Origin of the sequence: Pseudonocardia zijingensis (assembly GCF_042657305.1) — a bacterium.
Lineage (GTDB): Bacteria > Actinomycetota > Actinomycetes > Mycobacteriales > Pseudonocardiaceae > Pseudonocardia > Pseudonocardia zijingensis.
Map to the genome: position 1 here is coordinate 233,259 of NZ_JBHSKO010000005.1, position 24,811 is coordinate 258,069.

The window sequence follows — 24,811 nt, forward strand, 5'->3', positions numbered from 1 at the left end:
CATGACCACCGCCCGATCGGGCCGCCGCACATCGGCCAAGGGCATCGCATTCGCGCTGGTCATCGGCGTCGGACTGCTGGCGGGGGGCGCCGCGGCGTGGGGGCTCGCGCGGCCGATCGCCGGCACCGCGGAACCCGCGTCCGGGCTCGCGGCGGGCGCCTACGACGAGGACGTCGAGCTGGCGCCGCCGCCGGAGGTCCCGGTGGCTCCGTCGCTCGAGGAGGCCCCGCAGATCGCCGGGCCCAGGTCCTGGGTCTCGCGGGGCCGTCCGAGCCGCATGGTCACCGTGCGCACCACGTCGCTCGACGTGCTCGTCGACGGGCGGGTGCGCAGCCGCATCCCGTTCGGCGGCGGCGCGCTCACCCTCGGCGAGCTCGACCGGGCCCTCCCCGGGGACTGGCTGACGATCGAGGACGGGGCGGCGACGCTCACCGCCACCGTCGTGCTGAGCAGGGGGACCGCTCTCGGCATCGCAGGCGACACCACGCACACGCTGCGGCTCGCCGGTGGGTCCAACTCGACCGACGTGGCGTCCCTGCACACCGGTGGGGGCGCGCTGAAGCTCACCGGCCTCACCGTGACGTCGGTCGACGCGGCCACCGGGCAGCCCCTCCCCCCGGGGGCGGCCGGCCGTCCGTCCATCGTGGCCTCCTCTGGTGGCAGGCTGGACGCGGCCGACCTCACGATCACCGAACTCGGCGCGCCGCCCGTGGGCGACGACGACGGCGAGCCCGCCGTGGTGTTCAACCGGCAGAGCACCGGCTCGATCGCCCGCACCACCCTGCTGCGCAGCAGCACCGGGCTGGCGCTGCGGCGCTCCGACGGCGTGCAGGTCGCCGACGTCGCGATCGCGGAGTCGCGCGGCGACGGCCTGGTGCTGTCCGGTGACCGCGGCACCGCGCTGAGCGGGATCAGCGTCGAACGCAACGGTGGCAACGGCGTGCTGGTCACCGGCGAGAGCTCCGACCGCCCGATCACCGGCATCACCACGGCAGGCAACGGCAACTACGGCATCGCTGTGAAGAACCAGACGGGCCCGCAGATCACGGCCGTCACCACCACCGCCGACCAGAGCGGCGGGCTGGAGCTGAGCGGCAGCCGGGACGTCCTCGTGGCCGACTTCACGGCCACCGACCAGCGGGTCGGCGTGTTCAGCCACGTGGGCAGCGGTGGGCTCACGCTCGAGCGCGTGCGCACCTCCGACGGCCGGTGGGGCGTGTCGCTCGAGAAGAGCACCGACGGCGTCGAGATCCGCGACTCCTCGTTCGAGGGAGCCCAGGTGGCGGGGGTGGCCATCGGTGGCCGCCGCACCACCCTCGACGGGGTGCGGGTGGACGACTCGACCACCGCCGTGCGGGTCGAACGCGGCGCGCACGACGCCGTGCTCAACAACCTCACGATCGCGGGCGGGCGCGACGGCATCGTCACCAAGCCGGGCAGCGAGGGGGTCGTCATCACGGGCCTCACGGCGAGCCACGTGGAGTCCGACGCCATCCGTACCGCGGGCCCGGGCACCCGGATCGTCGGTGGCCGGATCACCGGTGGCGAGACCGGCATCGACGCCGAGGCCGCCACCACGATCACCGCCACCACGATCGACTCGGCCCTGGCCGGGATCCGGTCCAGCTCGCCCGACCTCGTCCGGGTCAGCGGCGTGGTGATCGACACCCAGGAGATCGGGGTGAACGCCGCGTCCGGGAGCCCGTTCCTGCTCGCCGACTCGCAGGTGCACGCCCTCGACTCGGTGCGCGGCGAGATCGACCTCGCGGGCATCAACGACCTCAGCCTGCCGCCCCTCGGCGTGATCAGCGTGATCGGCATCCCGCTGATCCTGCTGGCCGTGGTGCTGGAGGAGGTCCACTCGATCCGGCAGCGGCGCTTCAACCGCGGCCGCAACCGGGTGCAGATGCCGACCATCGGGCCGGCCGCCACGCCGTAGGCGGGTTCCTCGGAGGTCATCCTCGGGCCGCACACACCGCGCAGGTGGGTGCGGCCCGATGTCGTTCCGCCCGGTGGGCGCGCGGTGCCACCGAAGCCGGTTCCGCGGGCATGATCACGGGTTCGGCGCATCATCGGGCGAAATCGACACGGGAATGCGCCAACGCTCCGATCATGGGCCAAATTTGCGGCTCAGGGGCGTCGATCAAGGGGAAATAGTCGCTAGATGATCTCTGAGAGCGACCATTTGCCCTTGATCGCCGTGAGATCCGCCGTTTGGCCCTGATCGCCGCGGAACCCAGGCCTCCCGGGGAGGCCTCGAGATGGGGGCATGATCGTTGGTCCGGTGCAAAACCCGACGAAACACGTCGGAAAACGCGCCACACTGGCGATCAAGACGTGGTGATGGGCGGCCGAGGGAGGTCTGCCTGTCGGCCGAAGCCCGCCGTTCCCGTCCGTCGGGCGTCCGGCTGCCCGGCAGGGCAGGATGCCCCGGGTGCGGAGACTGCGCGGAGCCCTCGTCCTCGCGGCATGCGCCGTGCTCGTCGTCGGGCTGGCCGTGGTGGCGCTCACCGATCCGTTCCACCTGCGGCACATCCGGTGGTTCACCGCCTCCGCCGTGCTGCTCGCCGTGGTGCTCGGCGCCGCGGCGCTGGCAGTGCTCGTGCCGCGTGGCGGTGTGCGGGTGGCCGTGCTCGTCCTCGGCGGGATCGCCGCGCTCGGCTGGGTGGGGATGGTGGCGCTCGCGACCCGCGCGACGGTGGAGAACCGCACGGTGTCGGAGGTGCAGGACGGTGGCCGCCGGCTCGTGGTGGTGGAAGCTGCGACCCCGCCCGCGCGGCCCGTCTACGCGGTGGTGGTCCGCTCCGGCGACGGCCTCTTCGAGCAGGAAACCGTCGTCTACCAGGGCGTGGAGGCCGGGCCGGCGCCGTCCGACGTCCGGTTCGTCGACGCCGACACCGTCGAGGTGCGCACCGGGCCCTGCGTCTACCGTGCGGAGGTCGAGCCGGTGACGCTCGCGGTGGACCCGGTGTACCGCACCCTGCGCCCCGACACCTGCTGAGGCCCGCCCCGTACGCCAGCATGGTGGCTTTGCCGGCCCATTACGCCAGTAAAGCCACCTTGCTGGCATACCGGGCCAGGGCCCCCGGGGTCGGCATTCAGGAGGGCCCGGGCAGCTCCGCCTCGGCGATGCTCGTCGGGGGCACGAGGCCGGCGTCGCCGGGCTGCAGCACCACCATCACGAAGCGGACGGGCTCGTCGCCGATGCCGGAGTACCGGTGCGGGACGTGGGCCTGGAACAGCACGGTGTCGCCGGTGTCCAGCGCCTGCTCGGTGGTGCCGACGCGCAGGCCGAGCCGCCCCGACAGCACCGAGAGCACCTCCTGCGTGCCGATGGGGTGGGCCTCGCCGTCGAACCCGTCGTCGGGTTGGAGCGTCCAGTCCCACAGCTCGACGACGTCGGGCGGGTCGGTCCCGATGCGGAACAGGGCGCTGCTGCCCGCCGCGCTGCTCCAGAGCGTGGCGGCCTCGCTGCCGCGGCGGACGATCACACGTGGCTCGGTGGCGTCCTCGACGAGGGAGGCCACGCCCACGCGGAGCGCGACCGCGAGCGCGGTGAGCGTGGCGATGCTCGGGTTGCCCCGCGCGGTCTCGATCTGGATCACGGTGCCGCGGCTGACGCCGGCCGCGGCCGCCAGCGCGTCGATGGTCATCCGCCGCTGCTGGCGCAGGGCGCGGACGTTGCGGCCGACGGCGGTGGCCACGTCCTCGGGGGACTGCATTCGGACAGTTTGCCGGACCCTGGCGGATAGTTGGTTGTACTCCGGAGTGGTTCTCGGTTAGCGTCTAGTTCGCTGTCCTTTGAAGTTCGCTCTGCTGCACCACGCTGAACCGAGGTCCGATGTCCGTTCCGTTCGCCCTGCCCTCCGCCGTCACGTACGGCATCGCCGACTTCGCGGGTGGACTCGCGGCGCGCCGCGCACCCGTGCTGGTCGTCACCGTGGTGGCGCAGGCGGCCGGGCTCCTGAGCCTGCTGCTCGTGATCGGCCTGGTGGCGGGCCGCCCGTCGACGGCGGCGTTCGGCTTCGGCGCGCTCGCGGGGATCGCCGGGGCGAGCGGGCTGCTGCTCTACCTCAAGGCGCTCGCGGTCGGGCCGATGGGCGTCGTCGCGCCGTTGTCGGCGGTGGTCGGCGCCGGGCTCCCGCTCGCGGTCGGGCTGCTGGGCGGGGAGCGGCTCGGGCCGGTCGCCCTGATCGGCGTGGGGGTGGCGCTCGTGGCCATCCTGCTCGCCACGGCGGGCACCCGGGCCGACCGCGCCGCGGGCACGGGCGTGCTGCTCGGCCTGGCCGCGGGCGTCGGCTTCGGCATGTTCTTCGTGGGCGTCGACGCCGCGCCGGACGACTCGGGCCTGTGGCCGCTGCTCGGCGGCCGGGTCGTCTCGGTGGTGCTGCTCACCGGCCTCGTCCTGCGCCACCACCTGCCGCTGCCCACGCGCACCGCGCGGCTCGTGCCCGTCCCCGGCGCGGCCGCCGCCCCCGCACCGCGGCCGCGCACCGGGCGCACCCCGGTCGTGCTGATGGTGGTGAGCGGGGTGTTCGACACGCTCGCCAACGTGCTGTTCCTCGTGGCCGCGCGGATCGGCGACCTCGGCGTGAGCGCCGTGGTGGTCTCGCTCTACCCCGTGGTGGTGGTGCTGCTCGCCCGCGTGGTGCTCGGGGAGCGGCTCACGCCCACCCAGCTGGTGGCCGCCGCCCTCGCGCTGACGTCGAGCGCGATGCTCGCCGCCGGTTGAGCCCTACTGGCGCCAGGACGGCAGCCAGAGCTGCGCGTCCCACATCTCCGGCGTGATCGGCACGCCCATCAGGATCGGCCACAGCCACATGAAGTTGGCGACCACCAGCCCGGTCCACAACGTGACGACCAGCAGCCCGGTCTGACGGCGTTCGCGCCCGGCGCCGGCCGGCCCGAGCACCACACCCATCGCCAGCACCGTGGCGAGCACGAGGAACGGCGCGAGCGGCGCCATGTAGAAGTAGTACATCTGCCGGGACATGTTGGCGAACCACGGCAGGATGCCCGCCGCGTACGCGAGCAGCACGGCTCCGGAGCGCCAGTCGTAGCGCGCCACCGTGCGCCACAGGGCGAACCCCAGCACGATCACCGCGGGCCACCACAGGGCGGGGGTGCCGATCAGCATCACCGCGCTGATGCAGTCGCTGCGCCCGCAGCCGGTGACCTGGTCGCCCGACGCGTAGTGGTAGAGCATCGGCCGCAGCCCCATCGGCCACGTCCACGGCTTCGACTCCCACGGGTGCACCCCGCTGGCCTCCGTGGTGAGCTCGCTGTGGAACTCCAGCACCTTCCCGCTGTAGTACCAGAGCGAGCGCAGGGCGTCGGGCACGAACGACCACGGCCCGCCCGTGCCCACGTCGAGCCCGACGACGTACCGGTCGGTGGCGGTCTCGCTGCGGAACCAGGCCCACCACGCCGACAGGTACGCGAGCACCGGCACCACGGCGAGCGCCCACACCGCGGGGCCCAGGTCGCGGCGCAGCGTGCCCACCCACGGGCGCCGCACGCCCGCGGCGCGCCGGAGGCCGACGTCCCACAGCAGGACGAGCAGGGCGAACCCGGCCACCCAGTACGCCCCCGACCACTTGACGGCGCACCCCCACCCGAGCACGGCGCCCGCCAGCAGCCGCCACCAGCGCACTCCGAACCGGGGTCCGTACGGGGTGTCGTCGACCCGGCCCTCGGTGACGACGAGCGCCATCCGGGCGCGCACGTCGTCGCGGTCGCAGAGCAGCGCCGCGAACGCGGCGAGCACGAAGAACGCCGAGAAGCTGTCGAGCATCCCCATCCGGGACTGGACGTGGGACAGGCCGTCGCAGATCAGCAGGATCCCGGCGAGACCGCCCAGCAGCGTGGAGCGGGTGAGCCTGCGCGCCACGCGGATCACCAGCAGCACCGTGAGCGTGCCGGCGATCGCCGACGCGGCGCGCCAGCCGAACCCGTCGTAGCCGAAGACCAGCTCGCCCAGCGCGATGAGCTGCTTGCCCAGGGGCGGGTGCACCACGAGCTCGTAGCCCGGGTTGTCCTCCACCCCGCCGTTGCGCAGCATCTGCCACGCCTGGGGCACGTAGTGCTTCTCGTCGAAGACCGGGGTGCCGCCGTCGGTGGGGTAGCCGAGGCCCGCGAACCGGACCAGCCCCGCCACGAGCGTCAGGAGGAGGGTGACGGCCCAGCCGCGCAGGCGGTCGGTGGGTGGCGGCGGCCCGAACACGGCCGTGGGGTCGAGCGGGCGCGGCGGTAGCTCCGGGCACACCCCCAGCGGCTCGACGCCCGCGACGGGCCGGTCCCCCGAGGCCGCCCGGGTGCCCTCGACCGCCCGGCTGACCACGGCCCCGATCGTAGGCTGTGGCCCGTGTCCACTGGCTCAGGTCCCGGTCGCCTCGTACTCGCCGCCACCCCGCTCGGCGACGCCCGCGACGCCTCCGATCGGTTGCGCGAGGCGATGACTACAGCGGACGTGGTCGCGGCGGAGGACACGCGCAGGTTCCGGTCGCTCGCGGCCGCTCTCGGCGTCGCGGTCGGCGGCCGCGTGATCAGCCACTACGACGCGGTCGAGGCGGCGCGCCTGCCCCGCCTGCTCGACGACGTCCGGTCCGGCCGCACCGTGCTCGTCGTCACCGACGCCGGCATGCCCGCCGTGTCCGACCCCGGCTACCGGCTCGTCGCGGCCGCTGCGGAGGCCGGCCTCCCGGTGACGTGCCTGCCCGGGCCGTCGGCCGTCACCACGGCGCTCGTGCTCTCCGGCCTGCCGGCCGAGCGGTTCTGCTTCGAGGGGTTCGCCCCGCGCCGCGACGGGGAGCGGCGGCGCTGGCTCGCCGGCCTCGTGGCGGAGCCGCGGGCGGTGGTGTTCTTCGAGTCCCCGCACCGCCTCGCCGACACCCTCGCCGCGGCCGTCGACCTGCTGGGCGGCGACCGCGCGGCCGCGGTGTGCCGGGAGCTCACCAAGGTGCACGAGGAGGTGCTGCGCGGGCCGCTCACCGAGCTCGCGGGGTGGGCGGCCGAGGGGCCGGTCCGCGGTGAGATCACCGTGGTGCTGGCAGGGGCCGCACCCGCGGAGGCGCCCGCCGTCGAGTCGCTGGTGGGCGCTGTGCAGGAGCGGGTGGCGGACGGCGAGCGCATGAAGGACGCGGTGGCCGCCGTGGCGGAGGCGGCGGGGGTCAAGAAGCGGGAGCTGTACGCGGCCACGCTCGCCGCAGGCGACTCGTAGCGGAAGCCGGATCCCGGCGTTCACGACCCGTTCACCCGCGCAGGTGACGATCACGGCATGACCGCTCCGGCGGCCCGGCGCTCCGGCAGACGGGGCCGCGCCGTACGCCGCTACCTCGGGTCCCGGAGGAACACCGCCGGGACGGCGGGCGCGCTCTGCGGGGTCGGACTGCACCTCGCGGGGATCGTCGGCGACGTCTGGCCGGTGGTCGCCGCCGGGCTGTACGGCGTCGGTGCCCTCGTCGGCCCGAGTGACCCGCCGGCCCGGGCACCCGAGCCCCGCCTCACCGACGAACTGCGCTCTGAGGCCACCGAGCTGCTCCGCCGTGTGCAGAGTCGCGCGGCCGACCTGCCGAGGGGCACGGCCGCCGAGGTCGACCGGATCGTGCGTTCCGTGCAGCTCGCCCTGGACCGGCTCGACGAGGTCTCCGACGAGGAGGCCGACCGCATCGCGGCGCCCGGACGGCTCGCCGACGTCGCCGAGATCGTGCGCGCCGACCTGCCCGGGTGCCTCGACGAACCCGGGGCCCGTGAGCTGCGTGGCCGGCTCGCACTGGTGGCCGAACGGGCCGACCGGCTCGTCGCGCAGGTCCCCGACGTCCACGCCCGGCGCGCCGCGGACCTGACGCGGGAGATGCGGCTCAGGCACGAACGGCCGTAGCCGTCAGCTGTGGCTGATCTTCAGCCCGTAGATGACGACCTGGCCGATGTCCGACGCGCTGGCACCCTTGCTCGTGTTCGAGTTCACGTACGCGCCGGCCTTGAAGTAGCTCTCCGCCCCGTAGATCGGCAGGTCGGCCTTCAGGTTGCCGTTGAACCAGACCTTGACCTTGCCGCCGGACGACTCGATCTTCACGCGGAAGCGCTGACCGAGCTCGTACGAGGGGTCGAGCAGGACGTCCTTGTCGCCGTCGGCGTACTTCACGGTGAGCCGGGCGCCGGACAGGTGGATCTGCATGACGTCGTCGTCGCCGCCGTGGATCTGCCCGGCGATGACGTCCGGCTTGGTGGCGGGCGTCTTCGTGATCGCCTGGTCGAGCTCCATGACGTGCTTGCCGGACCGGCCGTCCCAGGCGGCGTTCTCGCCGTTGATCATCTCCCGCAGCTCGGAGCGCGGGTACTTGCTGTTCTTGGTGGTGGCGCCGCCCGCGTTGGCGGTGAACACGACGCCGTCCTTCGAGTCGTTGAGCTGGAACCACTTGCTCGTGTAGGTGGCCAGGTCCTTCGTCTCGACCGTGTCGGGGCTGCCCTCGGAGCCGGTGGGCAGGGTGAGGTACCACTTGCTGGTGTCGATGAGCTCGGCCGGGAACTTCACGGCGCGGGCCACGGCGGCGCCGAGCCCCTCGCCCTCCTTCTCGTCCTCGCCCTCGCTCTCGCCCTCGGTGGTGGGCGGGGCCTCGGTGGTGGGCTCGGGCGCCTCGGTGGTGGGCTCCGGCTCGGGCAGAGGCAGCTCGGGGAGGGGCAGTTCCGGGGTGGGGAGGTCCGCCAGGTCGCGGGAGGCGAGGTTGACGTCCTCCTCGGCGGGCGGGCCGAGCGCGCCCGCGAACGAGAGCATGCTGCCGACCACCGCGATCACCGCGGCGACGGCGACGGCCACGAGGATCGTGCTGTGGTGGGTCAGTGAACGGGCGGGACCCGCTGCACGCGCGCCGTCGCCTTGCTCCGACCACTGCGCGTGCGGCGGTCGGGACGGCTGCGCGTGGCGGGTTCCGGGGGAGCGGTGCCGGGCCACGAACCTGCCTTCCGGATCGACGACCGGCCGGCGCGGACCCGGCTCGGGGGGTGCCGGTTGGGGTGGGGAGTCCCCGTGTCCGTTCCGTGACCGGTTCGGTCGAGAGGAAAGCTATCGACGTCTCCGTCCGGGGTTGCCTGCCCACCGACGAGTTGATCGATCTGTGCGATGAGCGGTACCGGGCACTAGGCCATTCGGAGCAACGGTGTTTCGTCGCCTGGTCAGTTGCCCGCTGAGGGCGCCGTAGCGGCCGCAGGGCGGCGGGCCCGCGCCCACTGCGCGGCGGGTTCGACGAGGCGCGCAGCCACCGGGCCGATCACCGCCATCAGCAGCACGTAGGTGGTGGCGAGGGCCGCGAGCCGGTCATCCGCCACGGCGTAGCCGACGGCCAGCCCGGCGATGACGATGGAGAACTCCCCGCGCGCGATGAGCGCCGCGCCCGCGCGGGCGCGACCCAGCGGGCCGATCCCCACCCGGCGTGCCGCGAACCAGCCGGTGCCCAGCTTCGTGACCGTGGTGGCGACGGCGAGGACGACGGCCCAGCCGAGCACCGGCGGGATCGACGCCGGGTCGGTGTTCAGCCCGAAGACCACGAAGAACACCGCAGCGAACAGGTCGCGCAGCGGCTCGAGCAGCTTGGTGGCGTTCTCCGCGGTGGAACCCGAGATCGCGATGCCCAGCAGGAACGCGCCGACCGCGGCGGAGACCTGCATCGCCGAGGCGACGCCCGCCACGAGCAGGGCGAGCCCGAGCACCTTGAGCAGGAACACCTCGCGGTCGGGGGAGTCGACCACGGCGGAGACGTAACGCCCGTAGCGCAGCGCCACCACCAGCACGACCGCGAGCACCGCCACCGAGATGCCGACCGCGCCCAGCGCACCGGTGAGCGTCACCCCGACCAGCAGGGCGGTGAGGATCGGCAGGTACAGCGCCATCACGAGGTCCTCGAACACGAGGATGGACAGCACGACCGGCGTCTCCCGGTTACCGAGGCGGCCCAGGTCGCCCAGGACCTTCGCGACGATGCCGGACGACGAGATGTAGGTGACCCCGCCCATCACGAGCGCGCCGACCGGCCCCCACCCGAGGATCAGTGCCACCGCCACGCCGGGCGCGGCGTTGAGCACGATGTCGAGCAGCCCCGCCGTCCACGACCGCCGCATGCCGACGATCAGCTCCGTGGCCGAGTACTCGAGGCCGAGCAGGAGGAGCAGGAGGATGACGCCGACCTCACCCGCGAGGGCCGTGAAGCCCTCGATGCCGTGCAGGGGAAGCACACCGCCCGTGCCGAAGAACAGGCCGCCGACCAGGTACAGCGGGATCGGGGACAGGCCGATGCGGCCCGCGAGCCGGCCGAGCAGGCCCAGTCCGAAGAAGACGGCTCCGAGTTCGATGAGCTCCAGCGCGGTATCGGTCACGCGTCATCCACGCTTGAGGATCTTGATGGCGTTGTCGAGACCCTCCGCGGTGCCGACGGTGACCAACAGGTCGCCCGCGGTGAGGGTGAAGTCGGGGGTGGGGCTGGCGTGCACCTGCCCGGCTCGCATCACGGCCACCACGGACACACCGGTGCGGGTGCGCAGGGCGGTGTCGCCGAGGGTGCGGCCGTCGAACGGCGGGCCGACGGGGAGCTGGCGGGTGTGGATGCCCGGCAGGTCGGCGTGCTCCTCGCGGAGCTGCGCGACGAGCTGGGGGGCACCCAGCAGGTTGGCCAAGGCCCCCGCCTCCTCGGTGGTGAGCGGCAGCTCGGCGAGGCATGCGTCCGGGTCGTCGGATTTCGACACGATCAGATCGATCTTGCCGTCACGGTGGGTGACGACGCCGATCCGCCTGCCGTTGCGCAGGGCGAAGTCCTTGCGCACTCCGATTCCGGGCAGGGGGGTGACCTCCACGTTCACCCTTTCAACATAACGGCCGGTACTCGGTGCTCACGCGGTGCGGTGGGTGACGGCCGCTGCTGCCGCCCGGCGGCCCGTGCCCGGGACCGGGCGCGGGAAACGGGATGATGCCCGGGCATAGGCTGGGAGCATGAGCTCCCACGTGCTGACCGCCGTGGCCTGGCCCTACGCCAACGGCCCGCGGCACATCGGCCACGTCTCCGGCATCGGTGTGCCCTCCGACGTGTTCGCCCGCTACCAGCGGATGGCCGGCAACCGGGTGCTCATGGTCTCGGGCAGCGACGAGCACGGCACCCCGATCCTGGTGCAGGCCGAGAAGGAGGGCCTCACCCCGCAGCAGACCGTGGACAAGTACCACCGCGTGATCGCGGAGGACCTGCGCGGGCTCGGCGTCACCTACGACCTCTACACGCGCACCACCACGGGCAACCACTCCGACGTCGTGCAGCAGATCTTCCTGGCGCTGCACCGCAACGGGTACGTGGTGCCGAAGACCACCACCGGGGCGATCAGCCCGTCCACCGGGCGCACGCTGCCCGACCGCTACGTCGAGGGCACCTGCCCGATCTGCGGGTACGACGGTGCGCGCGGCGACCAGTGCGACAACTGCGGCAACCAGCTCGACGCCGCCGACCTGATCAACCCGCGGTCGCGGATCAACGGCGAGGTGCCGAAGTTCGTCGAGACCGAGCACCTGTTCCTCGACCTGCCCGCGTTCACCGAGTCGCTGGGCAAGTGGCTCGCGTCGAAGACCGGGTGGCGCCCGAACGTCCTGAACTTCACCAGGAACCTGGTCGACGACATGCGGCCGCGGCCGATCACGCGCGACCTCGACTGGGGCGTCACGATCCCGCTGGACGGGTGGAGCGACCAGCCGCTCAAGAAGTTCTACGTGTGGTTCGACGCGGTGATCGGCTACTTCTCGGCCAGCGTCGAGTGGGCCCGGCGCACCGGCGACCCGGACGCGTGGAAGGCGTGGTGGAACGACCCCGCCTCCGAGCTCGTGTACTTCATGGGCAAGGACAACATCACCTTCCACGCCCAGATCTGGCCCGCGCTGCTGCTCGGCCACAACGGTCAGGGCGACCACGGCGGCGAGCCGGGGCCGTACGGGGTGCTGAACCTGCCGTCGGAGATCGCGTCGAGCGAGTTCCTCACGATGAGCGGCTCGAAGTTCTCCACCTCCCGCGGCACCGTGATCTACCTGAACGACTTCCTGCGCGGCTTCGGGCCGGACAGCCTGCGGTACTTCATCGCAGCGGCCGGGCCGGAGACCCAGGACGTCGACTTCACGTGGGACGAGTTCGTCCGCCGGGTCAACTTCGAGCTCGCCAACGAGTGGGGCAACCTCGTCAACCGGTCGATCTCGATGGCCCACAAGAACAACGGGGCCGTCCCGCCGCCCACCACCCCCGCCGCGGCCGACGCCGAGCTGTTGGCGCTGTCGAAGGCGGCGTTCGACACCGTCGGAGGGCACCTGGTCCGGTCGCGCTTCCGGGCCGGAGTCAGCGAGGCGATGCGGGTCGTGTCCGCGGCCAACCGGTACCTGTCCGACCAGGAGCCGTGGAAGCTGAAGGACGACCCGGGCAGGCGCGACGCGGTGCTGCACACGGCGCTGCAGGTCGTCCAGGACGTCAACACCCTGCTCACGCCGTTCCTGCCGCACTCCGCGCAGAAGGTGCACGAGGCGCTGGGCGGCACCGGTGTGTGGGCGGCCCAGCCGGAGCTGCAGGACGTGCCCGACCTGGACATCCCCGGCCGCATCAACCCGATCCTCACCGGGGACTACGGGAAGGAGCAGGCGCGCTGGGAGTCCACGCCGATCGAGGTGGGCCGGCCGCTCGCGAAGCCCACGCCGATCTTCCGGAAGCTCGAGCCGGAGCTCGCCGAGACGGGACCAGAGTGGGCCCCGATCGAGAAATGAGGCCGTGAGTGGATACGAGTGCTCCAGCCCTCGTATCCACTCACGGGGGTCGGAGGCCCCGGTGAGTGGGGCGTACGGGCGGCGGGAGGCGCCGCCTCCTCCCGAACCCCTGGGCGCCGCCACCGTCGACGCCCACACGCACCTCGACGCCTGCGGGTGCGAGTCGGCGGCCGACGTGCGCGCCGCGATGGACCGTGCCGCGGCCGTCGGCGTCACGCGCGCGGTCACCGTGGCCGACGACCTCGCGTCGGCACGCTGGGTCGTGCAGGCGGCGCACTGGGACGACCGGGTCGTGGCCGCCGTCGCGCTGCACCCCACGCGGACGGCCGCGCTCACCGACGGCGACCGCGCCGAGATCGAGCGGCTCGCCGCCGACCCCCGCGTCGTCGCGGTGGGGGAGACCGGCCTGGACTACTACTGGGACCACTCGCCCCCCGACGCGCAACAGGCCTCGTTCCGCTGGCACATCGACCTCGCCAAACGCCTCGGCAAGCCGCTGATGATCCACGACCGGGACGCCCACGACGACGTCCTGCGCATCCTCCGCGAGGAGGGCGCGCCCGCCACCGTGGTGTTCCACTGCTTCTCCGGCGACGCCGCGATGGCCCGCGAGTGCGCCGACGCCGGGTACGTCCTCTCGTTCGCCGGGCCGGTTACGTTCCGCAACGCCCGCGCACTCCAGCAGGCAGCCGTCGTCGTGCCCGAGGAGCAACTGCTCGTCGAGACCGACGCGCCGTTCCTCACCCCGCACCCCCACCGCGGGAGGGCGAACGAGCCGTACTGCCTGCCGTGGACCGTCCGTGGCCTGGCGGACCTGCGGGAAGTCCCCGACGAACGGTTGGCGGCCGTCGCCGGGCGCAACGCCGAGCGGGTCTTCGGGCTCGCCGAGCTGCCGCCCGCCGCAGCGCCCGCGGCACCCGGCGGCGAGGGCTCGCGCTCGGCGTAGGGGGCTGGCCGTTCAGCGCTGGCCGCGTGTCGGGAATCGACCCTGGCGCTCACCGTCCGTTACGGTTCTGTGATCGCTAGCCGGGGTGGGGAACGCTCCCCAGCTGATGCGGTCACGGTGGTCCGGGGCGCTCCCCCAGCACCACGGCCTCCGGGCCACCGTGACCGCGACGTCCTCCCCTGCCCGGTCCGACGAGGTCTGGAAGCCCGTGGTCGACGTCCCAACGCGAGCTCGGCGAGTCGCCGCCGTGCGCGCCCGGCTCGATCGCGCTGCCGCTGACGCCGAGACCCCGGAGGACCCGTACTCGGCCTGGTACGCGGGCGGTGACCCGGAGGCCCCCGAGGCGGTCCCCACCTCCGCTCTCGAGGTCGTCCCGCCCGCCACCCCGGCGGCCCGCTCCACCCTCACCCGCTCACGCGCCCACCGCCGCGCCCCGCAGTCCCCGGACCACCCCGCCATCACCACCGGGCAGTTCCGGCCCATCGTCACCCGCCCCACCGACGGCTCCGCCGACGACGCCTCGGCCGACCCGGTCACCGGCGAACTGCCCGTCATCGCGGCGGACGCGCCCACCGGGCCCCTCCCGGTCGCGCCCACCGCCACCGGCACCGGTGTGGTGCCCGTGGTCGAGCGGAGTGGTGCGCAGGCGGCGCCGGTGGCTCGGCCCGGCCAGCGCAGCGCCCCTCCTGCCGACGCGCCTCCGCGTCCGGGGGCGACCGGGACGGGCGCGGTGCCCCCCGTCGAGCGCAGTGGCGCGCAGGCCCGGCCCGCCGGCTCGCCCACCGGTGCGTACGACGTCGCCGCACCGGCCGTCGCGCGCACCGGCGCGGTCCCGAGCCCCGCCGCCACGGAGATCACCGGTCCGCAGCCCGCGGTCGTCGAGCCGGACCGGCGCAGCGCCGAGGCGCTCGAGCGGGCCAGGGCACGGGCCGGCCGGGCGTCCTGGACGGCGTACCTCAACGACGCGCCCACCGGACCCATGCCGGTGCTCGACGACCTGCCGCTCACGCACCCGATGGGCACGGTCACCGGACCGGTCGACGCCGTCGCCGCGCCGCCCGCCCCGGCCCCCGCGCCGCCCACGCCCGCCCCCGAACCCGAGCCGGTCGAAGCCGCGGCGCCGGCACCAGCCGCAGCACCCCCGCCGGTGGCCGCCCCGCGGCCGCGGCCCCGGCCGGCGGCAGCGCCCGTCGCGACCCCCCGCCGGTCGCGCCGCGAACGCCGCATGGCGGAGGAGGAGCCGCAGCGCAGCGCGCTGTTGCGGGCCACCGTGGTGCTCGTCGTGCTCGCGATGCTGGCCGGCGCGGCGAGCGCGCTCACCTTCTCCAAAACGATCACGGTGATGGTGGACGGCCAGAACCGCACCGTGCACACCTACGCCGCTGACGTGGCTGCGGCGCTCGAGGCCGCCGGGATCGACGCCACCCCCCGGGACCGCGTGGAACCCGCGCCCACCACCGAGCTCTTCGACGGCGACGAGGTGATCTTCACCCACTCCCGCACGCTGACCCTCGTCGAGGGCAGCTCCGTGCGCGAAATGCCCATCCCCGCCACCACGGTGGAGGAGGCCATGCAGCTCCTGGGGCTGGAGGCGGCGCCGCTGCAGATGTCCGCCGCGCCGTCCACCCCGATCCCGCTCGAGGGGTTCCGGCTGGAACTGCGCGTGCCCCGCACCGTCAAGTTCACCGACGGCACCGGCGCGCTCGAACCCGTCACCACCACGTCCGGCACGGTCGGCGGGCTCCTCGTCGAGAAGGGCATCCAGCTCGGGCCGGACGACGTCTCGGTGCCCTCGGCGGACACCCCGCTCACCGAGGGCCTCGACGTCCACGTCGTGCGCAACGGTGAGGGCGAGGTGGTCGAGGTCCGGCCCATCGCGCCGCCCGAGCGCGTGATCGAGGACCCGGAGCTGCCGCGGGGCAAGCGGGTGATCGCCGAGCGCGGCGAGCCCGGGGAGCAGACCGCGATCATGCGCGTCTACGTGCAGAACGGCCAGGAAGTCCGCCGCGAGCAGGTTCGGGCGGGGAGCATGACGCCCCCGAAGGAGCGCGTCGTGCGGCTCGGCACGAACGACAGCCTCCGCGCCCCCTTCGTGTCCGATGGCAGCGTGTGGGACCGCCTGGCCCAGTGCGAGGCCACCGGCAACTGGGCGGTCAACTCCGGCAACGGCTACTACGGCGGCCTCCAGTTCGACGCCGGCACCTGGCGGGCCTACGGCGGCACCGACTACGCACCGCTGCCGCACCAGGCATCGCGCGAGGAGCAGATCGCCGTCGCGTCCCGGGTGCGGGACGACCGCGGCGGCTACGGGGCGTGGCCCGCGTGCTCCCGGCGGCTGGGCCTCCCGCGCTGACCGGGCATGCTGCCCCCGTGACGAACACTCAGCCCGGCCTCCTCGGGCCGGCCGAGGTCCGGGCCCTCGCCGCCGAGCTCGGCCTGCGCCCCACGAAGCGGCTCGGGCAGAACTTCGTGCACGACGCGAACACGGTGCGCCGCATCGTCAAGGCGGCCCGGCTGGAGCCCGACGACGTCGTGGTCGAGGTCGGGCCCGGGCTCGGCTCCCTGACGCTCGCGCTGCTGCCCGCCGTGCGCGCCGTGCACGCCATCGAGATCGACCCGGTCCTCGCGGGCCGCCTGCCGCAGACCGTCGCGGACCGGGCGCCGGCCCTCGCCGACCGGCTCTCCGTCACCACGGCCGACGCCCTCGCCGTGCGCGCGACAGACCTGCCCGACCCCGCACCCACCGCGATCGTCGCGAACCTGCCCTACAACGTCGGCGTCCCGGTGGTGCTGCACCTGCTCGCTGAACTCCCGCAGCTGCGCCGTGGGCTGGTGATGGTGCAGTCCGAGGTGGCCGAGCGGCTCGCCGCCGCGCCGGGCAGCCGCGCGTACGGGGTGCCGAGCGCCAAGCTGGCCTGGTACGCGGCCGCCCGCCGGGCCGGGCCCGTGCCGCGTGCGGTGTTCTGGCCCGTGCCGAACGTCGACTCGGGCCTGCTCGCCTTCGACCGCCGCGACCCACCCCCCGGCGACCGCGAGGCCGTCTTCCGGCTGATCGACGCGGCGTTCGCCCAGCGTCGCAAGGCCCTGCGCGCCGGCCTCGCCGGCTGGGCGGGCTCGCCGGCCGCAGCCGAGGCCGCCCTCCGCGCGGCAGGCATCGACCCGCTCGCCCGCGCCGAGACCCTCGCCATCGAGGACTTCGCCCGCCTCGCCGCGACGCGCCCCTGACCGCGAGTCCCCCACATCGTCGGGCGAGTCCCCCAAATGGCCGGGCGAGTCTCGCGTTCGTCGGCGTGAGTTGCGCGATTCGAGGGTGGGCAGGGTGGCGAGTCCGGCACATCGCCGGGGAGTCCCCCGAATCGTCCGGCGAGTCCCGCGTTCGTCGGCGGGAGTTGCGCGTTTGGTGGTGTACAGGGGAGGGCGAGTCCCGCACATCTTCGGGCGCGTCCCCCAAATCGCCGGGCGAGTGCCACAGATGCCGGGGTGGTTTGCGCGAACGTTCGGGTGTACCCGCGTCGGGACGGCTCGGCGCCCGGGCCGAACGCGGATCTCGCCTCGTGGGACGCGGGACTCGCCGCGTCGAGGTCGGGGGACCTCGCGTCGCGACGGCCCGGCGTGCTGGCCGAACGCGCATCTCGGCTCGTGGGACGCGGGACTCGCCGGGTCGGGGCGGTGCCGCTGCGCAGGACGTGGGACTCGGCCTATGGAACGCGAGACTCGCCCGGCAGAACGCGAGACTCGCCTGGGTGGGGGACGGCGCTGTGCAGGACGGGGGACTCGGCCTGTGGGGCGTGGGACTCGGCTCGTGCCGGCGGGGACTCGGCCTGTTGGAATGCGGGACTCGGCTGGTTGGGGTGGGGGAACCGTCCGGTTGCGGATGGACAACCCGGCCTCCCGGGGCGTCGGCGCCGCCGGGGCGCGGCACGCCGGGTGCGGACGCACGTAGGGTTGACCGGTGCTCGCCGCCGTCCCACCACCGGTCACCGTGCGCGTGCCCGCCAAGATCAACCTGCATCTCGCCGTCGGACAGCTGCGTGCCGACGGCTTCCACGACCTGGTCACGGTCTTCCACGCCGTGAGCCTGTTCGACGAGGTGACGGTCGCCACCAGCGAGGAACCCGGGATCGAGGTGCACGGCGAGGGCGTGTCCGAGGTGCCGGCGGACGAGACGAACCTCGCGTGGCGGGCCGTCCAGCTGCTCGCGGAGAAGGCCGAGCGGGAGCCGGACGTGCGGCTGGTGCTCCGCAAGGGCATCCCGGTGGCCGGGGGGATGGCGGGTGGCAGCGCCGACGCGGCGGCGGCGCTCGTCGGGCTGTCGGCGTTGTGGAAGCTCGACCTGTCCCGGGACGAGCTGTCGGTGTTCGCGGCCGAGCTGGGCAGCGACGTCACGTTCGCGCTCTACGGCGGCACCGCGGTGGGCACCGGGCGCGGGGAGCAGATCGTGCCGGTGCTGTCGCGGCACACGCAGCACTGGGTGATCGCGCTGCACCGCGGGGGCCTGGCCACGCCTGCGGTGTTCCGCGAGCTCGACCGGTTGCGTGGCGACAGCGCGCCCGCGGAGCGCCCGGTGGAGCCGGTGCTGGAGGCGCTCGCCGGCGGTGATCCCCGCCAGCTCGCGCTCAGCCTGGGCAACGACCTGCAGGCGGCGGCCGTGAGCATGGCGCCCGACCTGCGGCGCACGCTGCGGGCCGGCGTGGCGGCGGGCGCGCTGGCCGGGTTGGTGTCGGGCTCCGGCCCGACCTGCGCGTTCCTGTGCAGCAGCGCGGAGGCGGCGCTGGACGTCGCCACCGAGCTCGCCGGGGTGGGGGTGTGCCGCACGGTCCGGATCGCGCACGGCCCGGTGCCGGGGGCCCGCGTCGTCGACCACGATCCACCGACGATCCCGCCGCCGCCCACCTCGTGGCCCCCGGTGCGTGCCTGATGGCGGGGCAGAACCTGGTCAACCTGGAGACGGTCACGGCGCACGTGCCGGGCGACGCGTCCCGGGTGCTGCTGGACGCGGTGTCGCTCGGGGTGGAGCAGGGCGAGCGGATCGGTGTGGTCGGGCTCAACGGCGGTGGCAAGACCACGTTGCTCGACATCATCACCGGGCAGCGCGAGCCGAACGGGGGCCGGGTGAGCCGGCTCGGTGGCCTGCGCCTGGCGCACCTCGCGCAGTCCGACGTGCTGCCGGCGGGCGCGCGGGTGCGCGACGTCGTGCTGGCGGCGTGGGCGGGCGCCGCGGAGCACGAGTGGGCGGGCGACCCGAAGGTGCGCGACGTCCTCGACGGGCTGGGCATCACCGACCTCGACCGCGGCGTCGAGGGCCTGTCCGGTGGCGAGAAGCGGCGGGTGGCGCTCGCGGCCGCCCTGGTCGGCGACCCGGACCTCGTGGTGTTGGACGAGCCCACGAACCACCTCGACGTCGAGGGCATCACGTGGCTGGCCCGCCACCTGATCGCCCGGCGGTGCGGGGTGGTGGTCGTCACGCACGACCGGTGGTTCCTCGACGCCGTCTGCACGCGCACCTGGGAGGTCGCGAACGGCCGGGTGGAGAGCTACCTGGGTGGCTACGCCGACTGGGTCTACGCGCGGGCCGAGCGCGCCCGGCAGGCCGACGCCGCGGAGGCGCGCCGGCAGAACCTCGCCCGCAAGGAGCTGGCGTGGCTGCGCCGCGGCGCGCCCGCGCGCACGTCGAAGCCGCGGTTCCGGATCGAGGCGGCCGAGGCGCTGATCGCGGACGTCCCACCGCCCCGCAACAGCGTGGAGCTGCACCGCTTCGCCGCCAACCGGCTGGGCCGCACGGTGCTGGAGCTGGAGGACGCCACCGCGGTCGTGGCCGGGCGCACGCTGCTCGACGCCGTCACGTGGCGGATCGGGCCGGGCGACCGGATCGGGATCGTCGGCGTGAACGGGTCGGGCAAGACCACGTTGCTGCGCACGCTGTCCGGCGAGCGCCCGCTCGACGGCGGCCGGCTGGTGCGCGGGCGCACGGTGCAGCTGGCCCAGCTCTCCCAGGAGCTGGTGGACCTGCCCGCGGACATGCGGGTGCTGGAGGCCACGGAGCAGGTGGCGAAGTACGTGCGGCTCGGCAAGACGGAGATGTCGGCGTCGCAGGTGCTGGAGCGGCTGGGGTTCCCGGCGGCGCGGCAGTGGACGCCGGTGGGTGACCTGTCCGGTGGCGAGCGGCGCCGCCTGCAGCTCACGCGCCTGCTGATGGCGGAGCCGAACGTCCTGCTGCTCGACGAGCCCACCAACGACCTCGACGTCGACACGCTCACGCAGCTCGAGGACCTCCTGGACGGCTGGCCGGGCACGCTCGTCGTCGTCAGCCACGACCGCTACCTGGTGGAACGGGCCTGCGACACGGTGGTGGCGCTGCTGGGCGACGGGAAGATCACGCACCTGCCGGGCGGGATCGACGAGTACCTGCAGCGGCGGGCGGACGCCGGGGGCGCGGGCCCCACGCCGTCCGCGCCGCGGGCGAAGCAGGCGTCGAACGCGGCGCAGCAGCGCGCCGCCCGCAAGGAGGCGGCCCGGCTGGAGCGGCGCATGGAAGCGCTGGCGGCCACCGAGGAGCGGTTGCACGCGCAGCTCGTGGAGGCGGCCACGGACCCGGAGCGGTTGATGGAGCTGGACCGCGAGCTCAAGGCCGTGGTGGCGGAGCGGGAGACGGTCGAGATGGAGTGGCTCGCGGCGGCGGAGCTCGCCGAATCCTGAGGGGCACCTACACCACCGGGTGACGGCTGCGCGACCAGGCGCGACGGTGTGTGGCGTTACTGTGATGGACGCTGCGTCATTCGGGCGACACCGTCACGCTATCGTGACGGTCTGGACCTGGTGTCGTGACATCACGGGCTGGGGCGGGGTGGACGCCGATGTCCGCCGTGGCACCGCTGCAGCCCGTCGAACGTTCGAAGGGACAGCTCCCCCCGTATGCAGTCCTCCCCGCCGACGGTCCCGCTGCCCGCGCAGACGATGCCCGACATGCGGTTCCCCCCGTTCCCGGAGCCGCGATCGTCGTCCGGCGTGAGCGGTGGCCCGATCATCGCGCTGGCGGCGCTGGTGGCAGGCGCCGTCGCGCTCACCGTCATCGCCGTGCTCGGTGGCGGCTGGCCGGACTGGTGGCTCCCGGCCGGTCTGGCGCTGGTGACGGTCGTCGCGTCCGTTGCGCTCTGGGGCGGTTTCGTGCGGCCGGCGCGGCGGTTCGCCGCGGCGATGGCCCGCATGGCCGCCGAGGACCGGGTGGACCTGGTGCCCCGGGCCCGCATCGCGGAGTTCGACAGCATCGCCGTGGCCCTGTACCGGTTCCGGCGCATCCGGCCCGGTCGGCGCAGCGCCCGGCCCCGCAGGCGGTTCCCGCTGGCCACCGCCCCGTGCCTGGTGGCGGGGCTGGTGCTGGCGTGGGCGCTCCCGGCGGCGGTCGCCACGGTGGGCGGCGTCGAAGCGCGCACGGACGTCGTGGTGCGTGACGCGGGCGCGAACGCCGCGGCGGAGGCGGCGGACCTGCACGGCGCTTTGCGCGGGGGCCTGGAGGCCGTCGAGCGGGCCGCAGCCCTGCCGACGGGCGCCGCGGTCGCCGATCCGGCCACCACCGCCGCCCAGGTGCTGGAGGAGCAGCCGCTCTTCCGCTCCGCGGCGGTCGTGGACGCGTCCGGCCGTCCGGTCGCGACGGCGGGGGCACCCGCGGGGGCCGAGTTCGAGGTGCCGCCCGGCGGGCCGCGGGTGGTGCAGGCCAACACCGCGGGCAGCGAGCCGATCGTCCGTGCCTCGGCCCCGATGTGGGACGGCACGAGCGCAGTGGTCGCCGAGTTCGACCCGCGCGCGCTGAACGCCGTGATCCGCGGCCCGGGCGGGCACACGCGGGTGGTCGACGAGCAGCGGGCCACCGTGCTGGACGACAGCGGCTACACCGCGTTCGCCCCGCTGGACGACCCGGCGCTCGGGGCGCTTGCCGCCGCGGCGGCCGGGGGCCCGCCGGTGGTGGACACCCCGGACGAGGGGCGGGTGGCGGCCGCGCAGCGGGTGGCGCCTCCCGGTACGGCCACCGACCTGGGCTGGGTGCTGGTCGAGGACCAGGGCGTGGTGGCGGCGGCGTTCGCGGGCGACGGGAACCGGCGGGCCTCGCTGGTGGCGATCGTCGCGGCTGCGTTCGTCGCGTGCGGGGCGCTCCTGTGGACGGCCGTCACGGTGATCGCGCCGGCGCGCAGGCTGGTGCGGCACGCCGAGCTGCTCGCGACCGGGGAGCCGGTGGCGCCGCTGGCGCCGCAGCGCCTCGATGAGATCGGTACCTCGGTGGAGGCCACGAACCGGCTGGCCGCCGTCCGCACCGTCAGCCCGAAGGTGGTCGCCGCGGAGGTGCGCGGCGTCCGCCGGCCCCACGTGCAGACGCCGAGGGCGGTGGCCGGCACGTGACGTTCCTGTTCGGCGTGTACGTCGCGGGCTGCCTGACGCTCCTCGTGGCCGGTGTCGTGGAGCAGCGCAACCACCACCAGCGGTTGCGCTCCATCCCGCAGCGGATCGTGGTGAACGGGATCCGCGGGAAGAGCTCCATCACCCGGCTCTGCGCGGGCGCGATGCGCGGCGGCGGGCGGCGGGTCGTCGCGAAGACCACCGGCACGGCGGCGCGCTTCATCCTCCCCGACGGCACCGAGGAACCGGTGCATCGCAAGTTCGGCATCGCCAACGTCGTGGAGCAGATCGGCATCGTGCGCCGGGCGGCGTCCTGGAAGCCGGACGCGCTGGTGATCGAGTGCATGGCCGTGCTGCCGGACCTGCAGGAGGTCAACGAGCGCAAGCTGATCCAGTCGACGATCTGCGTGATCTGCAACGTCCGCGAGGACCACCTCGACGAGATGGGGCCCACCCTCGACGACGTCGCCCGTTCGCTGTCGCGGTCGATGCCGCGCGGTGGCATCTGCGTCACGGCCGAGCGAGACCGGCTGCACGTCCTGCAGGAGGAGGCCGACCGGCGGGGCTGCGAGCTCGTGGCCGTCGACCCGGAGTCGGTGCGCGACGACGAGATGGAGCGCTTCCGCTGGATCACGTTCAAGGAGAACGTGGCGATCGCGCTCGCCGTCGCGCAGCTCGCGGGCATCGGGCGCGGCGAGGCGATGGCCGGGATGGTGGCGGCGCGGCCCGACCCGGGCACGGTCACCGTGGAGCGCTACGCCACGCCGCGCGGCGTGATCGCGTTCGCCAACGTCTTCGCGGCGAACGACCCCGAGTCCACGCTGATGAACATCGGGCTGCTGCGCGACCGCGGGCTGATCTCCTCGCCGCTCACGATGGTGATCAACTGCCGGCCGGACCGCATCGAGCGCAACGGTCAGATGGGGGAGCTCACCGGCCGGGTCCTCCCGGATCGCATCGTGCTGATCGGGGAGCAGACCCACACGGCGCGCGCCCGGGTGCCGCGCGAGCTCGCGGATCGCGTCGTCGACCTCGGTGGCGCGCTCGACGTGACGGCGTTCCTCGACGCCGTCGCGATCGGGCCGGACGGCACGGGCTCCGTGGTCACCGCCGGGAACATCCACGGCCAGGGCGAGGTGCTGCTGGAGAAGATCGCGGAGCTGCCGCGACCACCTGCCCGGCTCAGGGCCGTCTGATGCTGGCGGGCTCCCTCGCACCGCAGGCCGCCACCGTCGCACTCGCCATCGGCCTGCTCTTCGCGCTGGTCTGCTACCTCACCACGAACCTCTCGCCCGGCGGGATGATCACGCCCGGCTGGCTCGCGCTCACGCTGGTGGAGGACCCGCGCAAGGTCGCCGTGATCGCCGCCGTCACGGTCGTCACCTACCTCGGCCTGCGCGGCCTGCAGCGGGCCGTGATCCTCTACGGCAAGCGCCTGTTCGCGGCCGTGATGATGCTGTCCGTGCTGCTCTCCACCGGCCTGTTCCTGCTGGTGCAGCGCGACTACCCGCTGATCTTCGCGCACGAGACGCTCGGCTTCGTGATCCCGGGGCTGGTGGCCTACCAGCTCGTGCGGCAGCCGCCGCTGGCCACGGTGCTGGCGACGTCGGCGGTGAGCCTCGCCAGCTACGGCGTGCTGGCGAGCGGGCTCGTGCTGGGGGCGGTGACGGCGCTGTGACCACCCGGGCCGCCGGCCTGCGCGCCCGCCGCATCCTCATGGGCGTGCTGGCGCTGGTAATCGGGGGCAGCGGGATCGTCGTCGGCAGGATGCAGGACGCGCCGCCGGTGCCCGGGCAGCCGCAGTCGCGGGTGGCGGCGGCCGCGGCCGACCTGCGCTTCCTGCGCCGGGACGACCCGGACGGCACCACGGTGGTCGACGCCGCGGGCACCGTGCTCGCCACCCTCACCGACGGCGCGCGTACGGCCACCCTCGACGGCCCGGAGCGGACGTTCGCGGAGCCGCAGTTCGACGGCGCCGCGGTCACCACGCGGGTGTGGGTGCGGCTGCTGCCCGAGGAGTGGCGGGCGGGCGCGGAGCAGGAGGGCTGGTTCCGGCCGTGGCTGCAGGAGCAGCTGGACAGCCCGGCGCCCGACATCCTCGCGATGGCGGGCGAGTACCTGGACGGGGCGCCCGCGGGCGAGGACGACGAGGGGATGCGCATCCGTGGTGACGCGCGGTTCGGCCCGCCCGGACCGAACGGCGGCCCCTCCCCGGAGAACTCGGACTTCTACGACTACCTCGGCGTCCGGTGGCGGTTCGCCGACGGGGCGGCCCGCAGGCCGGACCCGGTGCGCTACGGGGCGGTGGACTGCTCCGGGTTCGTCCGGCTCGTGTACGGCTACCGCGGAGGCTATCCACTGCTCGCCACCGAGGACCCCGGCCCCGGCCTGCCGCGGCGCGCGCGGGCCATGGCCGACACCGGCCCGGGCGTCGTCGTGCTCCCCGACAACGGCGTCCCGCCGTCCAACCTCGGTGCGCTGCAGGCGGGCGACCTGCTCTTCTTCGACCTCGACCAGGCGCCGGACCTGCGCAGCGACCACGTCGGGATCTACCTGGGGCGCGACGTCAACGGGCAGCACCGGTTCGTCTCGAGCAGGCGGCGGGCCGACGGGCCGACGCTCGGCGACCTCGGTGGCACCTCGCTGCTGGACGACGGCGGGCACTACGCCAGGTCGTTCCGGGCGGCCAAGCGGCTGTGACGCGG

Annotated in this window: 20 protein-coding genes; 15 read left to right on the top strand and 5 right to left on the bottom strand. The window is 74.3% G+C overall.

Translation table 11 applies throughout. The features are described from left to right. Position 1: 1 nt before the first annotated feature. Positions 2–1,939: a right-handed parallel beta-helix repeat-containing protein gene (locus tag ACFPL3_RS13245; RefSeq protein WP_343939279.1), complete on the top strand. Its 1,938-nt coding sequence runs from the start codon at positions 2–4 to the stop codon at positions 1,937–1,939. A gap of 495 nt (positions 1,940–2,434) precedes the next feature. Next, entirely contained in the window at positions 2,435–3,001 is a 567-nt protein-coding gene (locus ACFPL3_RS13250) for a hypothetical protein (protein WP_343939281.1), read from the top strand. Between the two features lie 97 nt (positions 3,002–3,098). Here ACFPL3_RS13250 and ACFPL3_RS13255 read toward each other — a convergent pair whose 3' ends face one another. Continuing rightward, entirely contained in the window at positions 3,099–3,722 is a 624-nt protein-coding gene (locus ACFPL3_RS13255) for a helix-turn-helix domain-containing protein (protein WP_343939283.1), read from the bottom strand. A 119-nt stretch (positions 3,723–3,841) separates the two neighbouring features. Between ACFPL3_RS13255 and ACFPL3_RS13260 the strand changes: the two genes are divergently transcribed. Beyond that, on the top strand, positions 3,842–4,732 hold the full coding sequence (locus ACFPL3_RS13260) for an EamA family transporter (RefSeq protein ID WP_343939285.1): 891 nt from the start codon (positions 3,842–3,844) through the stop codon (positions 4,730–4,732). A 3-nt stretch (positions 4,733–4,735) separates the two neighbouring features. On the opposite strand, the gene ACFPL3_RS13265 is transcribed toward ACFPL3_RS13260, so the two are convergent. Then, on the bottom strand, positions 4,736–6,271 hold the full coding sequence (locus ACFPL3_RS13265; RefSeq protein WP_379589086.1) for a dolichyl-phosphate-mannose--protein mannosyltransferase: 1,536 nt from the start codon (positions 6,269–6,271) through the stop codon (positions 4,736–4,738). A gap of 93 nt (positions 6,272–6,364) precedes the next feature. Here ACFPL3_RS13265 and rsmI point away from each other — a divergent pair, with 93 nt between their 5' ends. Next, complete coding sequence (rsmI, locus tag ACFPL3_RS13270) at positions 6,365–7,219, top strand: 16S rRNA (cytidine(1402)-2'-O)-methyltransferase (protein WP_343939287.1); 855 nt, start codon at positions 6,365–6,367, stop codon at positions 7,217–7,219. Positions 7,220–7,276: 57 nt separating this feature from the next. Continuing rightward, entirely contained in the window at positions 7,277–7,879 is a 603-nt protein-coding gene (locus tag ACFPL3_RS13275; RefSeq protein ID WP_343939289.1) for a hypothetical protein, read from the top strand. A 3-nt stretch (positions 7,880–7,882) separates the two neighbouring features. Here the strand turns inward: ACFPL3_RS13275 and ACFPL3_RS13280 are convergent, their stop codons facing one another. The 3 genes from ACFPL3_RS13280 to ACFPL3_RS13290 form a co-directional block, all read right to left on the bottom strand. Then, positions 7,883–8,815, bottom strand: coding sequence for a polysaccharide lyase family 7 protein (locus ACFPL3_RS13280; RefSeq protein ID WP_343939291.1), 933 nt, complete (start codon positions 8,813–8,815; stop codon positions 7,883–7,885). A 356-nt stretch (positions 8,816–9,171) separates the two neighbouring features. After that, positions 9,172–10,368 (bottom strand): cation:proton antiporter, encoded by a 1,197-nt coding sequence (locus ACFPL3_RS13285; protein WP_343939293.1) that lies wholly within the window; start codon positions 10,366–10,368, stop codon positions 9,172–9,174. A 3-nt stretch (positions 10,369–10,371) separates the two neighbouring features. Further along, positions 10,372–10,848, bottom strand: a complete 477-nt coding sequence (locus tag ACFPL3_RS13290) for a cation:proton antiporter regulatory subunit (protein ID WP_343939294.1) — start codon at positions 10,846–10,848, stop codon at positions 10,372–10,374. Positions 10,849–10,978: 130 nt separating this feature from the next. On the opposite strand from ACFPL3_RS13290, the gene metG reads away from it, so the two are divergent. From metG to ACFPL3_RS13340, 10 genes are all read left to right on the top strand, one after another. After that, positions 10,979–12,772: a methionine--tRNA ligase gene (gene metG, locus ACFPL3_RS13295; protein WP_343939296.1), complete on the top strand. Its 1,794-nt coding sequence runs from the start codon at positions 10,979–10,981 to the stop codon at positions 12,770–12,772. A gap of 61 nt (positions 12,773–12,833) precedes the next feature. Further along, a complete protein-coding gene (locus ACFPL3_RS13300) occupies positions 12,834–13,718 on the top strand; it encodes a TatD family hydrolase (protein ID WP_343939298.1) in 885 nt (294 codons plus the stop codon). A gap of 247 nt (positions 13,719–13,965) precedes the next feature. Beyond that, the gene (locus tag ACFPL3_RS13305; protein WP_379589029.1) at positions 13,966–16,071 is read left to right on the top strand and encodes a transglycosylase family protein; all 2,106 of its coding nucleotides are present in this window, start codon (positions 13,966–13,968) and stop codon (positions 16,069–16,071) included. A gap of 17 nt (positions 16,072–16,088) precedes the next feature. Beyond that, a complete protein-coding gene (gene rsmA / locus ACFPL3_RS13310) occupies positions 16,089–16,943 on the top strand; it encodes a 16S rRNA (adenine(1518)-N(6)/adenine(1519)-N(6))-dimethyltransferase RsmA (RefSeq protein ID WP_343942230.1) in 855 nt (284 codons plus the stop codon). A gap of 727 nt (positions 16,944–17,670) precedes the next feature. Beyond that, positions 17,671–18,636, top strand: coding sequence for a 4-(cytidine 5'-diphospho)-2-C-methyl-D-erythritol kinase (locus ACFPL3_RS13315; protein ID WP_343942231.1), 966 nt, complete (start codon positions 17,671–17,673; stop codon positions 18,634–18,636). Next, complete coding sequence (locus ACFPL3_RS13320) at positions 18,636–20,414, top strand: ABC-F family ATP-binding cassette domain-containing protein (RefSeq protein WP_343942232.1); 1,779 nt, start codon at positions 18,636–18,638, stop codon at positions 20,412–20,414. The genes ACFPL3_RS13315 and ACFPL3_RS13320 overlap by 1 nt, the downstream gene beginning before the upstream one ends. A gap of 267 nt (positions 20,415–20,681) precedes the next feature. Continuing rightward, positions 20,682–22,109 (top strand): hypothetical protein, encoded by a 1,428-nt coding sequence (locus ACFPL3_RS13325; RefSeq protein ID WP_343942233.1) that lies wholly within the window; start codon positions 20,682–20,684, stop codon positions 22,107–22,109. After that, positions 22,106–23,302 (top strand): poly-gamma-glutamate synthase PgsB, encoded by a 1,197-nt coding sequence (pgsB, locus tag ACFPL3_RS13330; protein WP_343942234.1) that lies wholly within the window; start codon positions 22,106–22,108, stop codon positions 23,300–23,302. Before ACFPL3_RS13325 ends, pgsB begins: the two co-directional genes overlap by 4 nt. Beyond that, positions 23,302–23,784, top strand: a complete 483-nt coding sequence (locus ACFPL3_RS13335) for a poly-gamma-glutamate biosynthesis protein PgsC/CapC (protein ID WP_343942235.1) — start codon at positions 23,302–23,304, stop codon at positions 23,782–23,784. Before pgsB ends, ACFPL3_RS13335 begins: the two co-directional genes overlap by 1 nt. After that, positions 23,781–24,806, top strand: a complete 1,026-nt coding sequence (locus ACFPL3_RS13340; RefSeq protein WP_343942236.1) for an NlpC/P60 family protein — start codon at positions 23,781–23,783, stop codon at positions 24,804–24,806. Before ACFPL3_RS13335 ends, ACFPL3_RS13340 begins: the two co-directional genes overlap by 4 nt. The last annotated feature ends 5 nt before the right edge of the window (positions 24,807–24,811 follow it).